Source organism: Micromonospora sp. CA-249363, assembly GCF_050950185.1.
Lineage (GTDB): Bacteria > Actinomycetota > Actinomycetes > Mycobacteriales > Micromonosporaceae > Micromonospora.
On the sequence record NZ_CP192020.1, the window covers coordinates 4372578 to 4390054 of the forward strand.

Genomic DNA, 17477 nt, shown 5'->3' on the forward strand with positions numbered 1-17477 from the left:
CGGGTCAGCTCCTTCGCAGACGCGGGTCGACCAGCAGGTACGCCAGGTCGGCGGTGGTGTTGACCACGACGTAGCCGGCGGCGGAGAGGGTGACCACGGCCAGCACCACCGGCATGTCCCGGGTGGTGACCGCGGAGAGGGTGACCTGGCCGAGGCCGGGGCGGCCGAAGACCTGTTCGACGATGACGGTGCCGCTGATCACGATGCCGAAGACCCAGCCGGCCAGACTGACCGCCGGCAGGACGGCGTGCCGCAACGCGTGGCGTACCAACACCGTTCGTTCCCGTACGCCTCGGGACCGTGCGGTGAGCACGAACGGCTCGTCGAGGGCCTTGTCGATGCCGTCGCGCAGCACCTGGGCGAGCAGCCCGGCGATGGGCAGCGCGAGGGTGACGGCGGGCAGCACCAACGCGGCGACGCCCTGGTCACCCGACACCGGGAAGAGGCCGAACCGGAACGACAGCACGCTGAGCAGCAGGAGCCCGATCAGGAACGACGGGGTGGAGACCAGCAGCAGTTCGGTGCCGGAGCTGAGTCGGCGCAGCCACGGTCGCCGGTTCCCGGCGGTGGCCACCGCGATGAGCAGGGCGAGCAGCACCCCGAGCCCGGCGGCGACGACCGCGAGCCTGAGGGTGGGGGCGAGCTGTTCGCCGATCACCTCGGTGACGGGTCGTTGCAGGAGGTACGAGCGACCCAGGTCGCCGCTGCCCAACCGCCCGAGGTAGTCGAGGTACTGCACGACGGCCGGCCGGTCCAGGCCCCACTCGCTGATGATCTCCGCGCGGATCTGCGGGGTGTCCGCGCCGTCGCCGACGATGTTGTCCACGGTCTCGCCGGGGGCGGCGAGCAGCGCGAGGTAGGCCGCGGTGGCCGCGACCCAGAGGACGACCAGGCCGGCCCCGAGCCGGCGGGCGACGGCGCGCACGGGTGGTCGGCTCATGTCACTTGCCGATCCACAGGTCGTACGCGCTGGCGGGCACCCCGGCGGTGGGCTCGAAGCGGACGCCGCCGACGCCGGTGCCGGCGGCGATCTGGTCGGCGGGCGCGTACAGCGGCAGCAACAGGGCCTGCTCGACGACGACCCGTTGCTGGAGTTCGGCGTAGATGCCGGCCCGCTTCGTCGGGTCCACGGTGGCCTGACCGGCCTCCAGCAGCTGGTCGATCCGGGGATCGTTGACCTGGGTGCGGTTGATGCCGCCCTTCGAGTGCAGCAGCAGGTTCAGTGCTGCCCCGGCGTCGGTGTCGGCCCGCGAGTTGTCGAAGACCTCGTACTCGTTGCGCTGGATGGCGTCGGTGGCGGTGCCCTGGTCGACGAGCGACACCTTCAGGTCGATGCCGGCGCTCTGCTTGACGGCCGCCTGCACGGCCTGCGCCAGGACGTCGCGTCGGTCGCGGACGAAGGGTGCGGACTGCACGAGCCGTACGGTGAGTCGTCTGCCGGCCTTCACCCGGTAGCCGTCGGCGTCCCGCGCGGTCCAGCCGGCCTGGTCCAGCAGGGTGTTCGCCCTGGCGGGATTGCCGCTGTACGCGCTGCCGTCGAGCCGCTTGTCGTAGAGCGGGCTGGACGGGCTGATGACGCTCCAGGCGCGGGTGGCGGTGTCCCGGTAGACCGACCGGAGCACGGTGTCCACGTCGACGGCCTCGCGGAATGCCTGGCGGACCCGCAGGTCGTCGAAGGGCGCGTGCGAGGTGTTGAAGTAGTACGAGTAGGCGGAGCCGGAGTTGAGCTCCCGGCTCAGGCGCAGCGCCCGGTTGCGGGTGACCAACGGCTGGTCGGTGGCGGGCACGCCCTCGATGACCTGAACCTGGCTGGACGTGAGCGCGCCGACGCGCACCGCCGACTCCTTCAGGAAGCGGTAGGTGACCTCGTCGAGGTAGGCGGGGCCGGTGTGGGTCGCGGTGGGCGGCGCCCAGTCGTAGCCGGGGTTACGCCGGTAGTGCAGCTCCTGACCGGCGACGTAGCGGTCCAGCACGAACGGTCCGGTGCCGACCACGTCGACGCCGCCGGCCTTGAGGTTCTTCGCCTCGCGCAGCGACTTGGGCGAGATCTGCGCGCCCTGCGGCGAGGCGAGGAAGTCGAGGATGAGCACGTCGGGGGTGGTGAGGGTGAGCCGTACGGTGCGCGGATCGACGACCTCGACGGCCTTGAGGTTGCGCAGTTGCACGGCGGCGACAGCGGGGGCGTAACCGGGTTCGCGGAGTTTGTCGATGTTCGCCTTCACGGCGGCGGCGTCCAGGGGCGTGCCGTCCGAGAAGGTGACACCGTCGCGCAGTGTCAGGGTGTACGACAACCCGTCCGGGGCGACCTGCCAGCCGGTGGCCAGCCACGGCGTCAGCTTGCCCTGCTTGTCGTAGGTGAGCAGGGACTCGAAGGTGTTCCAGACCAGCAGGCGGGCCTTGGCCTGGGCGTACTGGTGCGGGTTGAGGGTGATCGGCTCGGTCTCCACGGCCCAGGTGAGGCTGCCGCCGGAGCGGGGCTGGCCGGCGGCTTCGGCGGCCGGCGTGGCGGTGGTGGAGCACCCGGCGACGACGGCGAGCAGTGGGGCGAGCACGGCGGCGGCGAGGGTTCGCAGACGGTTGGCGGGCATGGCGAGGTCTCCTGTCCAGGCAGGCGGTACCGGGTACGCCGACACTCGACCCGGCGCGGTGGGCGCGGGTCGGTCACGGTGTCGGTGCTGATGGCTCGGCGGTCGGCTCGGCAGTGAGCCCCACCTCGGCGGGCCGGTGTGAGCGGAGTGCCGGTCAGGCCAGACAGGAACTCGACCACACCCGACCGAAGTCGATGTGGCCGCGGATCGTCAGCCGCAGCTCGCTGGACATGAGCCGAGTCCACTCGCCGCGCGGGACGGTGTCAACACATCGGTCGATGGATGTCGGCTATCGCACGTGGGGACGCCGATTCGTTGACGCATTACCTACTAAGGCTATAGGATTTAGAGGGAATGTGTCCGGTGCGTCGACCTGGACCCGCGCCGGGCCGGGACCGACCCACCGGGCACGTCACCGCGCTGCTGACGACGGCCGCCGGAACACCCCGGCCTCATGCGGTCAGGCGGCGGCGCGACGGGCCGTGCCGTCCGGGGCGTCCGCGAGGCCCGCGTAGCGACCCCGGTGGTAGAGCAACGGCGAGCCGACGTCGGCGTGCCGGAGCAGTTCCGGCTCGGCCAGCACGACCACGTGATCGCCGACGACCACCCGGTCGACGACCCGGCACACCAGCCAGGCCAGGGCGCCGTCGAGGATCGGCAGCCCGTTCGGCCCGGGCCGCCAGCGGGTCGGGGCGGCGAAGCGGTCGATGCCGCTCGTGGCGAACGTCTGGGCCAGGTCCTGCTGGCCGTGCGCGAGCAGGTGCACCGCCACGTGCCGCGCCTGCGCCAGCGTCGGCCACGTGGACGAGCCGAGATTCAGGCAGAACGAGACGATCGGCGGCGTCAGCGACACCGACGTGAACGATGTCGCGGTGAAGCCCACCGGCGGTGTACCGGGGGCGGTGACCACCGTGACGGTGCTGGCCTGGTGGCGCAGCAACCTGCGCAGCGCGTCGGCGTCGGCGTCGGTCGGCTCGTTGGTGGACGAGGTCATGGCGTTCCTCCCGAGGGGTGACGGCACGGAGCGCTAGGAACGGGCGGCGAGGTCGGCGGCCAGCCGCTCGAACGGGATCTTCTCGCCGGCCTCGACGGCGACCGGCAGCCGGTTCTCCGTCGGGGGCAGCGGGCAGGTCGCGAAGTCGGTGTACGCGCACGGCAGGTTGACGGCCCGGTTGAAGTCCAGGATCACCCGACCCTGCTCGTCCGGCGCCCCGACGGCCAGCGACCGGTTGGCCCCGTAGGTGGTGACGCCGGAGGTGGCGTCGGTGAACAGCACCGACAGGCTGCCGGGCGTAGCGCCGTTGAACGCGGTCAGGCTCAGCGACAGCCCGTCGACGCTGAACTCGATCCGACCGGGCGCGTCGTAGACGTGCTGGAGGCCTTCCACGGCAGCGCCGACCGTGGTCGGTCGTGGACGGTCGAACGGCACGAACCGCCCCTGGAACACCCACCGCTCGGCGGGCGGATGGGTGGCGGTGCCCCGGTAGTGCGTCCGCAGCGGGTGGTCGGGACGTCGGGGTCGGAGGATGTCGTACCCACCCCGCCGGGCCACCTCGAGGACGCCGCCGTCGATGTCCACGGTGATGCCGGCGCGCTCGGCGATCGGCCCGAACTCGTGCCGCTCCCGGACGCGGCGGCCGTCGACGACGATCTCCTCGTCGTCGGCGAGGGTCACCACCGGCCCCTTTGTCCCGGTGTGCCACGTCCCCGGCACACCGGGGAACCGCTGCGGCTCCCCGGTGAGCCAGTGCAGTCCGGCCACGGCGAGGAAGCCGTGGCGGTCCGCCCGCGCCTCCTCGTGCCGGCGATGCCACTCCTGCCAGTCCTCGGCGAACGCGCGACTGGATTGTGCCGCGTCGGCGGATCCGGACGGTGCGAGATCATTTGTCATGACCGATCCCTCTCGTTGGCGTACGACCACTCGGAACGGGGTGCGGAGGTGCCGGACGCGAGCCGGCGGGACGACAACCGGCGGGCAGAGATCCCCTGCTCAGGCCGGAAGGGCGGCCCGGTGACACAGCTGCGCGGCGACCCGCATCAGGTCGACGACCCGGCGGGAGGTGAACAGCCGTACCAGCAGCATGGGTCGATTTTCCTACCAATCAAGTAGGATTTCAAGTCTTTGGGTGAGCATCCTTGGAGGCGGACGGTGACTGAAACACCTGTGTCGAAGCGGTCGGCGCCACTGCGAAAGCTCGGCTTCCTGACCATCGGCCTGTTCGACGAGGCCGACCCTCGCACCGGCCACGAGGCGACACTTGAGCTCATCGAGTTGGGCGAGCAACTCGGCTTCGACAGCACCTGGGTACGCCACCGCCACCTCCAGTACGGCATCTCCTCACCGATCGCCGTACTGGCGGCGGCCTCACAGCGGACCCGACACATCGAACTCGGCACCGCGGTCATCCCGCTCGGCTGGGAGAACCCCCTGCGGCTGGCCGAGGACCTGGCCACGGTCGACATCCTCTCCGGAGGACGCCTCAACCCCGGGGTGAGCGTCGGGCCACCCATGCACTACGACCGGGTCCGCCGAGCGCTCTACCCGGACACCGCCGAGGCGGAGGATTTCACCTACACGCGGGTTCGACGGCTGCTCGACCTCGTTCGCGGCGAGCCGGCCAGCGACGTCGAGGGCTTCGAGGGCTTCGAGCAGTTCTCCCGCCGGGTGCAACCGCACTCCCCCGGCCTGGCCGCCCGGATGTGGTACGGCGCCGGCAGCCTCAGCTCCGCTCGTTGGGCCGGCGAGCACGGCATGAACCTGCTCACCAGCAGCGTGGTCAAGGCCGAGGAGTCCACCGACTTCGCCGAGATTCAGCTCTCGCACATCCGCGCCTTCCGCGCCCACCACCCGGACGGCGAACGCGCTCGCGTCTCGCAGGGGCTGGTCGTCATTCCCACCGACACCGCCACCTCGGCCCAACGTGCCCGCTACGAGGAGTACGCCCTGCAACGCACGCCTCGAACGGCGTCACCCCAGGGTCCGGCCCGGATGATGTTCGCCCCCGACCTCGTCGGCCCGTCGGAGCAGATCGCCGAACGACTGCTCGACAATGTCGCGTTCCGCGAGGTGGACGAGGTCGCGTTCGCCCTGCCCTTCACCTTCGCACCGGCCGACTACGCGCAGATCCTCACCGACATGGCGACCCGGCTCGGCCCCTTGCTCGGATGGCACCCCAGCCGCTGACGTGGGCTGGCCAGTTGAGCGAGGAGCCACGAATTCCCGTCCTGGATTTTCCCGGCGCGAACGCTCGACGTCGACCAGCCCGTCGCCGCCCGGACCATCGGCCCGGGCGGCGCATTCGGTCGAGCGGGAACCCGATCCGACGGTCTTCTATCCGTTTGCCAGCACACGGCTCCAGATGTCGTTGCATTCGGCGCAGACGGCCTCGGGGATCCATCCGACCCTCATGAGCCCCGCGAAGACCGCGCAGCCCACGCAGAACGCGAACACCGATTCAAGTGTCGCCGCCACGATCACCACCCCGAGGACGACGTACGCCGCGAGGTGCTGCCCGAACCCGAGCGCCAGCACCGCCGCACTGACGGACAGCACAGCGCCGATCCCCTGAGCGAACCGCTTGGGCGGCCCCGCGACGAGCTTGGCCCGCACCGGCAGCCGCGGCGTGATCACCCGCGTGGCGAGCAGGCCGAGTGGGCTGAGTTTGGGGCCGGTGAGCACCCGCGCGACAAACCCGTACGCGATCAGCGCGCTGATCCAGGGCCGGTCCAGCACGATCGTCACCGTGGACAGGATGACCACCCCACCGGCGACGAGTCGGGCGGACACCTCGTTCACCGGGTTGGGGAACCCGAACAGCGCGCTGGCCATGGCGGCACACTACCGACTATTCCTATAGATTGAGTATCCTTTATGGCCGGGGCGGACGGACCGGTCGTGAAGCTAGCGGACCTTCACGACGATCTTGCCCGCTGCCGTTCCCGCCTCCAGGTGGCGGTGCGCCTCGATGATGTCGTCGAAGCCGAACACTCGGTCGATCGCGGGTCGCAGTACGCCGGTACGGACGCCGGCGGTCAGGAAGGCCGCGACACGTCTGACGATCTCCGGGTCGGTCATGTCAGCGAAAGCCATGTACCGGTGAACGGTCAGCGAGGGGTTCGCCGGGAACGACGCGGGCCTCGGGTCCAGCCAGCCCACGGTGGCCAGGGTGCCGCCGAGCTTGGCGGCCAGGGACAGGTCGGCCAGGCCCGGACCCATGACAGCGTCCAGGATGATGTCGACGCCTTTGCCACCGGTGTGCGATCGAGCAGATTCGGCCACTTCCCCGCGGTCGGTGGCGACGACCGCAGCAGCACCGGCGGCAAGCAGACTCTCGTGCTTTGCGGTATGCCGGGTGACCGCGATGGGAACAGCACCGATCTGGTTGGCGATCTGGATCGCGGCGCGGCCGACACCACCTGACGCCGCCGTGATCAGAACATGGTCGCCGGGGCGCATCCCGGCCTTCTCGACGAGCGCGCCGTACGCGGTGAAGTACGCCACCCACAGCGCCGCCGCACCGAGGACGTCCAGACCGGCGGGACGGGGCACCACCCTGCTCGCCCCCAACGTGGTGTATTCGGCGTAGGCACCCTTGGTCTCGAAATCGGGGACGGCACCGAGGATGACCGGATCGCCGACCGCCAGCCCGGTGACACCGGAGCCCAGCGCGTCGACGACGCCGGTCCCCTCGATGCCCAACCGGGCGTGCGGCAACCGCACGGGCCGCGGAGACTGGCCGGCGCGGACCATCCGGTCGATCGGGTTGACCGCGAAGGCCTCGATCCGGACGCGCACCTCGCCCGCTTCAGGTTCGACAACCGGCTCCTCGACGATGCGCAGGACGTCCGGACCACCGATCTCGTCGAACACAACTACTCGCGGCATGGGTGGCTCCTTCAGCTATCAGTAGCGGTACGCCTTGGGACGCTACGGAGCCGACAGGAACCCGCTGGTAACTTTTGACCTCGTGCACAACGCCCCCGGACAGGTCTTCCTCGCCGACTGCCCAACCCGCCTGACGGTCGAGATCATCACCGAAAAGTGGGCCGTGATCGTGCTGTTCGCGCTCAGCCTCAAGCCGCAGCGGCCCAGCGAGCTGGCCGAGCTCATCGGCGGCATCTCGCGCAAGGTCCTCACCCAGACGCTCCGCCGTCTTCAGGCGTACGGCCTGGTCGAACGGCACGCGTACGCCGAAGCGCCGCCGCGCGTCGAGTACAGCCTGACCGAACTCGGAGGCACCCTGGTCGAGCCGATCAGGGCACTCACCGACTGGGCCCGCGACAATGGAGAGGCGATCGTCAACTTCCAGGAGAAGAAGCAGGCCTGAAGCAGGTGCCGGTCCTCTGCCAGCACGTGGTTGAGGTGCATGCCGGAAGCGGTCGCCGAGTCCGTTGCGGTTCTGGTGGACAGGCGCGGACCCCCTCCGGCCAGGCTGCCCTCGCGCACCTTAGCGACAAGGCCCGGACGGCGGCGCGACGTCAGGCCGTCTGCGCAAGGATGATGGTCTTGCCCGGCAGCTCCCCCGCCCCGACCTGGGCGTGGACGGCGGGCAGGTCGGCCAGCGCCACTCGCTGAGCGACCTGGATCCGCAGCTCGCCGGCGCTGACACGCGAGGCCAGGTCGGTGTCCGCAGATCCTGAACCAGGCCGCCGCGATGCTGGCGTTCCGCCGGTCGCCCCTCCGGTCACAGCCAGTCGTGTTCGCGGGCGTAGCGGGCCGCTTCGTGGCGGGTCCGGGTCTGGGTCTTGCGCATGGCGTTGGAGAGGTAGTTGCGCACGGTGCCCGGGGCGAGGTGCAGCCGAGCGGCGATGTCGGCCACCGAGTAGCCCTCGCCGGTGACCCGCAGGACGTCCGCTTCGCGGTCGGTGAGGGGGTTGTCCTCGGTGACGGCGAGCGCGGACACGTCCGGGTCGATCCAGCGCTTTCCCGCGTGCAGGGTGGCGATGACCGAGGAGATGTGCGCCGGTTCGGCGGACTTGCTGACGAAGCCCTGGACGCCCAGCTTCAACGCCTTGCGGAGCACGCCGGGACGGGCGTGCCGGGTCAGCATGAGGACCACCTGCTCCGGGCGCGTACGGCGGATCTCGGCGACCGCGCCGAGGCCGTCCACGCCCGGCATCTCCAGGTCGATGACTAGCACGTCGGGCTCATGCCGCAGGGTGGCCTCGACGGCTGTCCTGCCGTCGGACGCCTCAGCGAGGACGGTGACGTCGCCCTCCATGGGCAGCAGCGCGGCCAGGGCGCTGCGCAGCAGCGCCTCGTCGTCGGCGAGCACGATCGTGGTCATCGGCCGTCACCCCGCTCCGCGCCGGCACGCACGGCCGGGAACGTCGCCGCCGTCCGGAAACGTCCCTGCTGCTGTTCCACGCCCAGTTCCCCTCCGTCGCCCGCCACCCGTTGCCGCAGTGCCGCCAACCCCCGCAGCTCCGGGGGCGAGGTGGCGGTCACCCCGTCGTTGACGATGGTGATGCCCGACTCGGTGAGGGTGATCTGTACCTGGGTGGCCTGCGCGTGCCGCAGGATGTTCGTGGTCGTCTCGCGCAGCACCTGCCCCAGCAGTTCACTGACCCTGGCATCGACCTCCGACTCCCGGGTCACCCGCACCCGGATGCCGGCGGCCTCGAAGAGGTTCTTGGCGTTCTCGATCTCGGCGGTGAGGTTGAGCCGCCGCTGCGCGTACGCCAGTTCCTTGGTCTGCGCGATGGTGTCGCTGACCAGCGCGTACGTCTCCCGTAGCTCCTTCTCCGCCCGCTCGGTGTCGCGAGTCAGCAGCCGCTGCGCCAGGGCGATCTTCAGCTTGACCACGTGCAGGGTGTGGCCCTGGATGTCGTGCAGGTCGCTGGCGAACCGCACGCGCTCCCGGACCACGGCCAGCTCCGCCTCGCGTTCCCGAGTCTGTTCGAGTTCCCGGATGAGGTCGTAGAACCGCTCGCCCACGATGGTGAGGACCGTCACGACGATGGTGAGGACGGTCGGAATGAGAACGTAGGTGACCAGAACGTGGCCGATGTCGTCCCGCTGCACCAGCAGCCGCGCCACGCCGACCGCGGCGACATAGGTGAAGAGTCCGGTCAGCGCCAGCTTCCGCCGCCGCCGGACCTCGCGCATGGCGAGCGAGCCGACCGCACAGAACCCCCAGTAGGCGTTGGGGCTGCCGGTCACCAGAACTCCCAGTGGCCACACGACCGCGGCCACGACCAGGCACGGCCGCGCCACCCGCGCCAGGTCGTTGGCCGTCCACCGTTCGAAGGCCACCACCGCCGCCACGGCTCCGGGCGCCAGGACGAGGAAGTGCCACCAGGTACGCGCGTCGGTGTAGAGCAGGACCACCGCGGCGAACACCACCGGCGGCAGGGAGGTGGCGAGGTTGAGCCGGCGCAGCCGCCCCTGCGTCGACTCGGTGAAGCGTGGTGATCCAGCGGTCACCACATCAGTATCGGGCCGCCGGACGCCATGAACAGTGACACCACGTCACATGCGGTGATGACATGGCGCCACTGACGGGACGGCCGCGCCCGCGCTGTCATGGGTGCATGTCCACCACACCCGTCATCGAAGTCGAACGCCTGAACCTCGCCTACGGCGACTTTCACGCAGTCAAGGACCTCTCCTTCGAGGTACGGCCCGGAGAGCTGTACGCCCTGCTGGGCACCAACGGAGCTGGCAAGACCTCGACCCTGGAAGTCGTCGAGGGGCATCGCAACCCGACCTCGGGCACCGTGCGCGTCTTCGGGCACCGCCCCGACGATCGGCGGGTGGTACGTCCCCGGATGGGCGTCATGCTCCAGGAGAGCGGATTCTCCCCGGACCTCACCGTCCGTGAGTCCATCGGCCTGATCGGCCGGCTCACCCGGCGCACCGACGACGTCGACCGGGTGATCGACCTGGTCGACCTCACCGACCGGGCCGGCCGGAGGGTGTCTCAGCTGTCCGGCGGGGAGAAGCGCCGGCTGGACTTCGCCACCGCCGTGTACGGCACCCCGGAACTGATCTTCCTGGACGAGCCGACCACCGGCCTCGACATCCAGTCCCGCGACGCCGTCTGGGCGACCGTGGACCGACTCCGGGAGAACGGCGCCACCATCATGCTCACCACGCACTACCTGGAGGAGGCGCAGCAGCGCGCCGACCGGATCGGGCTCATGCACCAGGGCACCCTGCACCGCGAGGGCACCGTCTCCGAGCTGACCCACACCCTCCCCGGCGTGATCCGCTTCTCCCTCGCCGCGCCGGTTCCGCAGCTGCCGATTCCGGCCGTCGTCGACGCCGACGGGAACGTCACGGTCGAGTCCTTCGAGCTGCAGAAGGACCTGCACCTCCTGCTCGGCTGGGCGCAGGACCACGCCGTGGAACTGCGCGACCTGGCGGCGGGGCCGACCCGGCTCGACGACGTCTTCCGCGCCATCAGCAACTGATCCATACCTTCCCGAGGAGCGCCACCGTGTTGTCCATCGCCTCCAGCGAACTGATCCAGATCTTCCGCAATCGACTGGTGCTGATCACCAGCCTCATCATCCCGATCGCGGTCTGCGTGTTCTTCGTCCGCCAGCACGAGACGTACGCGGCCCTGGGGAGCCTCGGCTACATCGCCGCGATCGTGCTGTTCACCGTGGCCGCGTTCGGCCTCTACGCCACGGCCGTCACCACCCTGGCCTCGCGCCGCCAGAACCTCTTCCTCAAGCGGCTGCGTTCCACCGCCGAGGGCGACGCCGGCATCCTCGCCGGCCTGCTGCTGCCCGTCCTCGTCCTCTCCGTGGTGCAGGTGACCGCGATTCTGACCGCCCTGGCCGTGGTGGCCGGGGGGCCGTCCAACGTCGCACTACTGGTGGTGGCGGTCCTCGCGACGCTGGCCATGATGATCGGCCTGGCCCTGGCCACCGCGGGGTTGACGAACTCTCCCGAACACGCGCAGGTCACCACCCTGCCCGTTACCCTCGGTGTGATCGCGATGGCCAGCTGGGTAGGCATCTCCGGCACCGAGAACCTCGCCTTCCTCAAGCGGCTGCTGCCCGGCGGGGCGGCCACGGAACTGGTCATGAACGCCTGGAACGGCGGCGTCGCCGTCACCGACTCCCTGCCCCTGCTCGCGCCCACACTCGGCTGGGTCGTCATCGCCGTCGCCCTCGCCACCCGACTCTTCCGCTGGGAGCCCCGCCGATGACCAGCGACGTCCGGTCGTACCCCCGACCCTCGTCGAAGATCTCCTCCTGCTCCTGTTCCAAGAGCGGGACGCTCCCGCGGTCGCACCGCGAGATCCCGTGGACCTCGCCGGTGATCAGTCGAGCCAAGCGACTCGAACAGGGCGACTGGGGCACCGAGGCCGCCGCGGCCGCCGTGACCCGCACCGTGACGGCCACGGGTCGAGGCAGAGTCCTGAGTAGGTAAATCTTGCCGATGTGCGGAGGTCGCCAGGTTGGCACGATCGGTTCTGCCGGGCGTGGATCACCGCGGCTCGCTCATGCCCGGCGATCCGCTCGTCAGTGACCGCAGAAGGGCTCAACGATGGAGAACATGACGGACACCGAGGAGGCCGGCATCGACCTGGCCGCCCCGGTGCTCAGCCGTCACAGCGTCACGGTGGCCGCGTCGGCGGACATCGTGTGGCGGATCCTCACGGACATCGACGCGTGGACGACCTGGCTGCCGGAAATCTCGTACGCCCGCCTGGAAACGCCCGGTCCGCTCGCGCCGGGCTCCGTGTTCCGCTGGTCCGCCGGGGGCATGGAGATCGAGTCGACGATCGTTGAGGTACGGCCGCAGGAACGCCTCGTGTGGCGGGGATACGGCGACGGCCCCGACGGCGTCCTCGGCGTCCACGTGTGGGCGCTCACGTCGGACGGCGACGGGGTGGAGGTGTCGACCGAGGAGTCCTTCGCCGGTCCGCCCGTCGACGCCGATCCCGCTCCGTTCCAGGAGGGCCTCGACACCACCCTCGCCGGGTGGCTGGACCGCCTCAAGCGCACCGCCGAGGCGGCGACCGCCTCATGAAGAACCGTATGGTCGCCGTCGCGACGGCGGTGGTCGTCGCCGGCCTGGTGGGCGCCACAGGTGCGCCGGCCAGGGCCGAGGCCAGGGGTGACAGCGGCTCCGACCGTATGGCGCTGCGATGTGCGGGAAAGACCGTCGACACCACCGCGAAGATCCGCTACCGGACGGAGACGGTGATCGACGCGCCGCTACGGACCGTCTGGCGGATCCAGACCGACGTGGAACGCTGGCCGTCGTGGCAGCAGCCGGTCCTCTCCAGCAAGCGGCTCGATCGTGGCCCACTGCGTGCCGGATCATCGTTCCGATGGACGACGGAGGTGCCCGAGACCGCGTTGAACCCCGCCACGACGCTCGTCGTCACGTCCACCGTCCGGCAGCTCCAGCACCAGCAGTGCCTCCGGTGGGACGGCCCGGCGACCGGGGTGGGGCTGCGCATCGACGAGGGCGTCCACGTCTGGACGTTCACCGAGATCGACGGCCGGGTCCTGGTGCGTACCGAGGAGACATGGCGTGGTGGCCAGGTGGAGCAGGACGTCGATTTCTCCACCGCGGCTCTCGCCGGGGGCCTGGAGACGTGGCTGACCGAGCTGAAGACGCTGGCCGAACGGGAGTGTGAGCGGGGCCGGGGCTGACGCGACTCGACGGCCCCGCCGGTCCCGTACCGGTGGGGCCGTCTCGTCGCTCGGAAAGTCCGCGTCGTCAGCGGAGAAGTTCGCGCAGTTGCCGGCGTGAGGTGATGCCCAGCTTGCGGTAGAGGTTACGCAGGTGGGCGTCGATCGTTCGCGGGCTGACGAACAGCAGCGCGGCGACCTCCTTGGTGCCCGCGCCGGCGGCGACCTTGCGCGCGACGAGTAGCTCCCGTGCGGTCAGCCCGGCGAGCGGATCGGCGTCGTCGGCCAGGGTCGGCTCGCCGATGGCATCCAGTTCGCGGGCGGCGCGGGCGGCGAACCCGCGCGCGCCGATGGTGGAGAGCAGTTCGTACGCGGCGCGCAAATCCACCCGCGCCTCGCTACGGCGTCCGACACGTCGCAGCCACTCCCCGAAGAGCAGGCGGGCACGCGCGTAGTGCACCCGCAGCCGGCTTCCGGCGAACCGGTTGATCGCCTCGCGGTAGTGGTCCTGTGCGCCGAGCCCCGGGTCGAGCAGCGCACACGCCAACCGATGCGCGCCCGTCGTCCACGCGTTCGGGTTGACCCGTGCGACCTCCCCGATCCATTCGGCCGACTCCTTGGCCTCGTCGGGACGTCCGACGGACACGGCGGCCTCGACCAGCTCGTGGTGGAAGGCGGTGACGGCGTACGCGCCGCACCGGTGCTGGTCCCGCACCAGCAGCAACGCGTCGAGCGCCGCCTCGTGGTCACCGCTGCCGTTGCACAGCACGCCATTCGCGTAGTGCAGTGCGGTGGGGTTCACCTCCACCCAGCCACGCAGCTTCTCCTGGATCTCGCGGAACCGGTCGGTGTCTCCGCTCCAGGCCGCGAGCATCAGGTCGGACCCGACGAGATTGGAGGTCTCCGCGGCCTCGTCGACGGCACGCGCCTCGATGATGCAGACGTGCGCGTCGGCGAAGCGACCGACGATCGTCCGGGCAACCGCCTGGAAACGCAGCGCGTGGGGAAGGATCGCGTACGCGCCCTGCGCCCGGGCGAGCTCCACCTGCCGGTCGACGATCTCCTCCATGGCGTCGCCGTCCCCGATGTCGACGCTCAACACGCAGGCGCGCTCCATCCACCACGGATCCGCGTCGGCCGCTCGGCCGTGCTCCCGGAAGGCGTCGACCGCACGGCGCATCACGGGCATCGCCTCGTCCACCCGACGGAGGTTCTGCTCGATTAAGGCCTGCAACAGCAGGTCGACCGGACATGGCGGCTGCCGCGGGGGTACCCGTTCCCGGATGTGCAGGGCGAGCCGTCGTAACCTGCCGGGTTCGTCGACGCTGAACATGAGCGACGCGAAGGCTTCCAGGTAGGTCTCCCGGACGTCATCGGCCCCCACGCCGTCGGCCGCGTCGATGAGGGCGACCGTCGCCGGGATACTGCGCGTCACGTGATAGTCGATCGTGGCGCGCAACAAACGCGCGAAGCAGCGGTCGGCCGACTCCGGCTGGAGACGCTCCGCCTCGCCCACGAGTTCCCGGGCGGCAGAGGGCGCCCCCGAACTCAACCGTGCCCGGGCCGCGGCCAACAGACGGTACGCCTGCTGCGACCGGTCCGGTGTCAGTCGTGCCGCGCGTTCGAGGAACGCGGCCACGGCCGCGAATCCGCCACGGCGCTGTGCCCGTCCGGCCGAACGCTCCAGCTCCGCCGCTGTCTCCTCGTCCGGGCCGATGATCGCGTTCGCCCGGTGCCAGGCGCGACGGTCGGGATCGACCTCGACGTCCGTCCCGGCGGCGAGCGCCGCGTGTGCCTGCCGTCGGGCACCGCCGCCGGCCGAGCGGTAGACCGCGGAACGCGCCAACGGATGCCGGAAGTGCACCCGCGGTCCGGTCACCAACAGGCCGCTGTCCTCGGCCGCGACGAGATCCGCGGCGTCGAGGCCCTGAAGTGCCATGGCACGCCGCAGCAGTACGAGGTCGCCGGTCGGCTCCGCGGCGGCCAGTGCCAGAACAGAGCGCGTGGATGCCGGCAGCCGCAGGAACCGCCTTGCGAACCGGTGCTCCACGGTGCCGTCCCCGCCGTCCCCGGGTAGTCCGAACGGTCCGGTGTCGCGGGCGAACTCCACCAGGGCCAGCGGGTTACCGGCCGCTTCGGCGAGGATCCGCTGCACGATCGCCGCCTCATGGCCCAACGGTGTCCGATACCGCAGCAGGGTCAGGGCCTGCGAGTCGGTGAGCCCGCTGAGGGTACGGGCGGGTAGGCGACCGAGCTCCGACAGCGATGCCGTGTCACGGGCGGCGAAGACCATGGCGACCCGCTCTGCTGCCACGCGTGCCGCGACGAACGCCAGCACCTGCCGCGAGCCGGCGTCGATCCACTGTACGTCGTCGACGACGCAGAACACCGGCCGACGCCGACCCGCGGCACTCAGCAGGCCCAGGATGGCCAGGCCGACCAGCATCGGATTCGGGGCGGCCCCGGCGTGCAGCCCGAACACCGTGTCGAGCGCGTTGCGCTGCGGCGCGGGCAGCCCGGCGCGATGGTCGAGAACGGGCGCGCACAACTGGTGCAGGGCCGAGTAGGGCAGTTCGCTCTCGAACTCGATACCGCCGGCGCGCAGCACCTGCCATCCGTCCAGCCGAGCAGCGACCTCACCGATGAGCGTCGACTTGCCGATCCCCGCGTCGCCCACAACGAGCATCGCCCCACCACGGCCTTGCGCCGCGGGTGCCGTCACCGCGGCGATCTCGCCCAACTCCCTCTCTCGAGCGACGAACGCCCCTGGACCGGTATCGAGCCGATGGCGGGTAACGGTGCCAACTCCCCTCCAGTTGTCTGGCCCGATCGATGGTATCCGCGGCAGCTCACCGATCCGGTCGACCACCGCCGGGCGTGGGGTCGGCGCCCTTACGACCGCAACTCGAACAGCTCGAGCTGGATGCCGTCGGGGTCACGTAGATAGAGGATCTTCGTCCCGGCCAGCGGGCCCGCGTCGACGCCGTCGCCGTCCTGGAGCACGACCGGCTCGGCATTGACGTGCACGCCCCGCTCCACCAGCTCGCGGTGGGCCGAGTCGAGGTCGTCGACCTCGAAACACAGGTGCATCACCCCGACGTCGCAGTTACGCCCGGCGAAGGGCCTCGGCTGCGGGCTGTCGTACTGGATGAGCTCCAGCAGGACGTTGTCACCGGCCAGCGCGAACGACGCCCGCATCGACGCGTTCTCCACCTCGACAACCGCGCCGATCGCCGGATTCGCCGCCGAGATCGTCACACCGCTCGGCGCGATGCCGAGGACATCCTCGTACCACCGCACCGACCGCGCCAGATCGCTTACCGGCACTCCGATGTGGTGCATCCTGGTCACTCTGCTCATGATCCCCATCCTCAGGGGCGTACCCACGATTGTGGGAGTCACAGGTCTTCCGCGTACCGCTGGTACCACTCAGCCCCCGACGCGGATGGCGGATTATGGGGTGATGAGTGACCTCGGAGCGGCGTTGCGGGCCTGGCGGGATCGCACGGACCCGGCCGCGGTCGGCGTCACGAACGCGTCCCCACGCCGCGTCGCCGGACTACGACGCGGCGAGCTGGCGGCACTGGCCGGCATCTCCCCCGAATACGTGGCCCGCCTCGAACAGGGCCGAGCCGCGACACCGTCGGCGCAGGTGTGCACCTCGCTCGCCCGCGCGCTACGACTCTCCGACGACGAGGAGGCGCACCTGATGCGCCTGGCCGGCTTCGCCGCAGACCCGGACCGGATACCCCACCTGATCCCCAGCAGCCTGCATCGCGTCATCGACCACCTCGGCGACACCCCGGTGGCCGTCTACGACGCCGTCTGGCGGTTGCTGCACTGGAACCGGTTGTTCGCGGCCGTCTTCGGCGACCCCACGGGCGCGACCGCCGACGATCGCAACGCCCTGATCATCCAGTTCGAGTCCCGAAACCCCCGGGTCCGCCAGACCGACACCGAGCGCGCCTACTTCGAGCAGTCGTTGGTGGCTGACCTGCGCGCGACCAGCGCCCGCTATCCGAACGACCCCGCAGTGGCGGCACTGATCTCGCGCATGGCCGGGAACGACAGGTTCTGCCGCCTCTGGGCCCTTCGCGCGGTGGCCAGTCACGAGTGCGCGCACAAGACCGCCGTGCACCCGGACGTCGGCGCCATCCCGCTGGACGCCAACGTCCTGAGCACCCAGAACACCGACCTGCGCCTCGTCGTCCTCACGCCTCGGGCCGACAGCACCGCTCGGGAGAAGCTGGACCGACTGGGCTGATGACGCCGGTCCGCACCGAATCACGG

17 protein-coding genes are annotated in these 17477 nt (G+C 70.5%); 7 read left to right on the forward strand and 10 right to left on the reverse strand.

Annotated elements, in window-relative coordinates:
- Positions 1-4: 4 nt before the first annotated feature.
- The 4 genes from ACQPZK_RS19740 to ACQPZK_RS19755 form a co-directional block, all read right to left on the reverse strand.
- A complete protein-coding gene (locus ACQPZK_RS19740; RefSeq protein WP_433534415.1) occupies positions 5-940 on the reverse strand; it encodes an ABC transporter permease in 936 nt (311 codons plus the stop codon).
- A gap of 1 nt (position 941) precedes the next feature.
- Positions 942-2588 (reverse strand): ABC transporter substrate-binding protein, encoded by a 1647-nt coding sequence (locus tag ACQPZK_RS19745; protein WP_433534416.1) that lies wholly within the window; start codon positions 2586-2588, stop codon positions 942-944.
- 460 nt (positions 2589-3048) lie between these two features.
- Complete coding sequence (locus ACQPZK_RS19750) at positions 3049-3582, reverse strand: flavin reductase family protein (protein WP_433534417.1); 534 nt, start codon at positions 3580-3582, stop codon at positions 3049-3051.
- Between the two features lie 33 nt (positions 3583-3615).
- Positions 3616-4479 carry a DUF1684 domain-containing protein gene (locus ACQPZK_RS19755; RefSeq protein ID WP_433534418.1) on the reverse strand — a complete coding sequence of 288 codons (864 nt, stop codon included), beginning with the start codon at positions 4477-4479 and terminating at the stop codon, positions 3616-3618.
- A gap of 258 nt (positions 4480-4737) precedes the next feature.
- Here ACQPZK_RS19755 and ACQPZK_RS19760 point away from each other — a divergent pair, with 258 nt between their 5' ends.
- On the forward strand, positions 4738-5772 hold the full coding sequence (locus ACQPZK_RS19760; RefSeq protein ID WP_433534419.1) for an LLM class flavin-dependent oxidoreductase: 1035 nt from the start codon (positions 4738-4740) through the stop codon (positions 5770-5772).
- A gap of 147 nt (positions 5773-5919) precedes the next feature.
- On the opposite strand, the gene ACQPZK_RS19765 is transcribed toward ACQPZK_RS19760, so the two are convergent.
- Together ACQPZK_RS19765 and ACQPZK_RS19770 are read right to left on the reverse strand one after the other, a co-directional pair.
- A complete protein-coding gene (locus tag ACQPZK_RS19765; protein ID WP_433534420.1) occupies positions 5920-6417 on the reverse strand; it encodes a DUF4395 domain-containing protein in 498 nt (165 codons plus the stop codon).
- Positions 6418-6489: 72 nt separating this feature from the next.
- Positions 6490-7473, reverse strand: coding sequence for a zinc-dependent alcohol dehydrogenase family protein (locus ACQPZK_RS19770; RefSeq protein WP_433534421.1), 984 nt, complete (start codon positions 7471-7473; stop codon positions 6490-6492).
- An 82-nt stretch (positions 7474-7555) separates the two neighbouring features.
- On the opposite strand from ACQPZK_RS19770, the gene ACQPZK_RS19775 reads away from it, so the two are divergent.
- On the forward strand, positions 7556-7915 hold the full coding sequence (locus ACQPZK_RS19775; RefSeq protein WP_433534422.1) for a winged helix-turn-helix transcriptional regulator: 360 nt from the start codon (positions 7556-7558) through the stop codon (positions 7913-7915).
- A gap of 357 nt (positions 7916-8272) precedes the next feature.
- Here ACQPZK_RS19775 and ACQPZK_RS19780 read toward each other — a convergent pair whose 3' ends face one another.
- The gene (locus ACQPZK_RS19780) at positions 8273-8875 is read right to left on the reverse strand and encodes a response regulator (protein ID WP_433534423.1); all 603 of its coding nucleotides are present in this window, start codon (positions 8873-8875) and stop codon (positions 8273-8275) included.
- Positions 8872-10014: a sensor histidine kinase gene (locus ACQPZK_RS19785; RefSeq protein WP_433534424.1), complete on the reverse strand. Its 1143-nt coding sequence runs from the start codon at positions 10012-10014 to the stop codon at positions 8872-8874. Before ACQPZK_RS19785 ends, ACQPZK_RS19780 begins: the two co-directional genes overlap by 4 nt.
- Positions 10015-10121: 107 nt before the next feature.
- Here ACQPZK_RS19785 and ACQPZK_RS19790 point away from each other — a divergent pair, with 107 nt between their 5' ends.
- The 4 genes from ACQPZK_RS19790 to ACQPZK_RS19805 all read left to right on the forward strand — a co-directional run bounded on the left by ACQPZK_RS19790 (position 10122) and on the right by ACQPZK_RS19805 (position 13208).
- Entirely contained in the window at positions 10122-11003 is an 882-nt protein-coding gene (locus tag ACQPZK_RS19790; protein ID WP_433534425.1) for an ABC transporter ATP-binding protein, read from the forward strand.
- Positions 11004-11029: 26 nt separating this feature from the next.
- Entirely contained in the window at positions 11030-11749 is a 720-nt protein-coding gene (locus ACQPZK_RS19795) for a hypothetical protein (protein WP_433534426.1), read from the forward strand.
- 350 nt (positions 11750-12099) lie between these two features.
- Complete coding sequence (locus ACQPZK_RS19800; RefSeq protein ID WP_433534427.1) at positions 12100-12576, forward strand: SRPBCC family protein; 477 nt, start codon at positions 12100-12102, stop codon at positions 12574-12576.
- Positions 12573-13208, forward strand: a complete 636-nt coding sequence (locus tag ACQPZK_RS19805; protein ID WP_433534428.1) for an SRPBCC family protein — start codon at positions 12573-12575, stop codon at positions 13206-13208. Before ACQPZK_RS19800 ends, ACQPZK_RS19805 begins: the two co-directional genes overlap by 4 nt.
- Before the next feature lie 67 nt (positions 13209-13275).
- Here the strand turns inward: ACQPZK_RS19805 and ACQPZK_RS19810 are convergent, their stop codons facing one another.
- Both ACQPZK_RS19810 and ACQPZK_RS19815 read right to left on the reverse strand, forming a co-directional pair.
- A complete protein-coding gene (locus ACQPZK_RS19810; protein WP_433534429.1) occupies positions 13276-16056 on the reverse strand; it encodes an ATP-binding protein in 2781 nt (926 codons plus the stop codon).
- Between the two features lie 23 nt (positions 16057-16079).
- A complete protein-coding gene (locus tag ACQPZK_RS19815) occupies positions 16080-16547 on the reverse strand; it encodes a VOC family protein (RefSeq protein ID WP_433534430.1) in 468 nt (155 codons plus the stop codon).
- A 103-nt stretch (positions 16548-16650) separates the two neighbouring features.
- Between ACQPZK_RS19815 and ACQPZK_RS19820 the strand changes: the two genes are divergently transcribed.
- Positions 16651-17451 (forward strand): helix-turn-helix transcriptional regulator, encoded by an 801-nt coding sequence (locus ACQPZK_RS19820; protein ID WP_433534431.1) that lies wholly within the window; start codon positions 16651-16653, stop codon positions 17449-17451.
- Positions 17452-17477 lie beyond the last annotated feature (26 nt).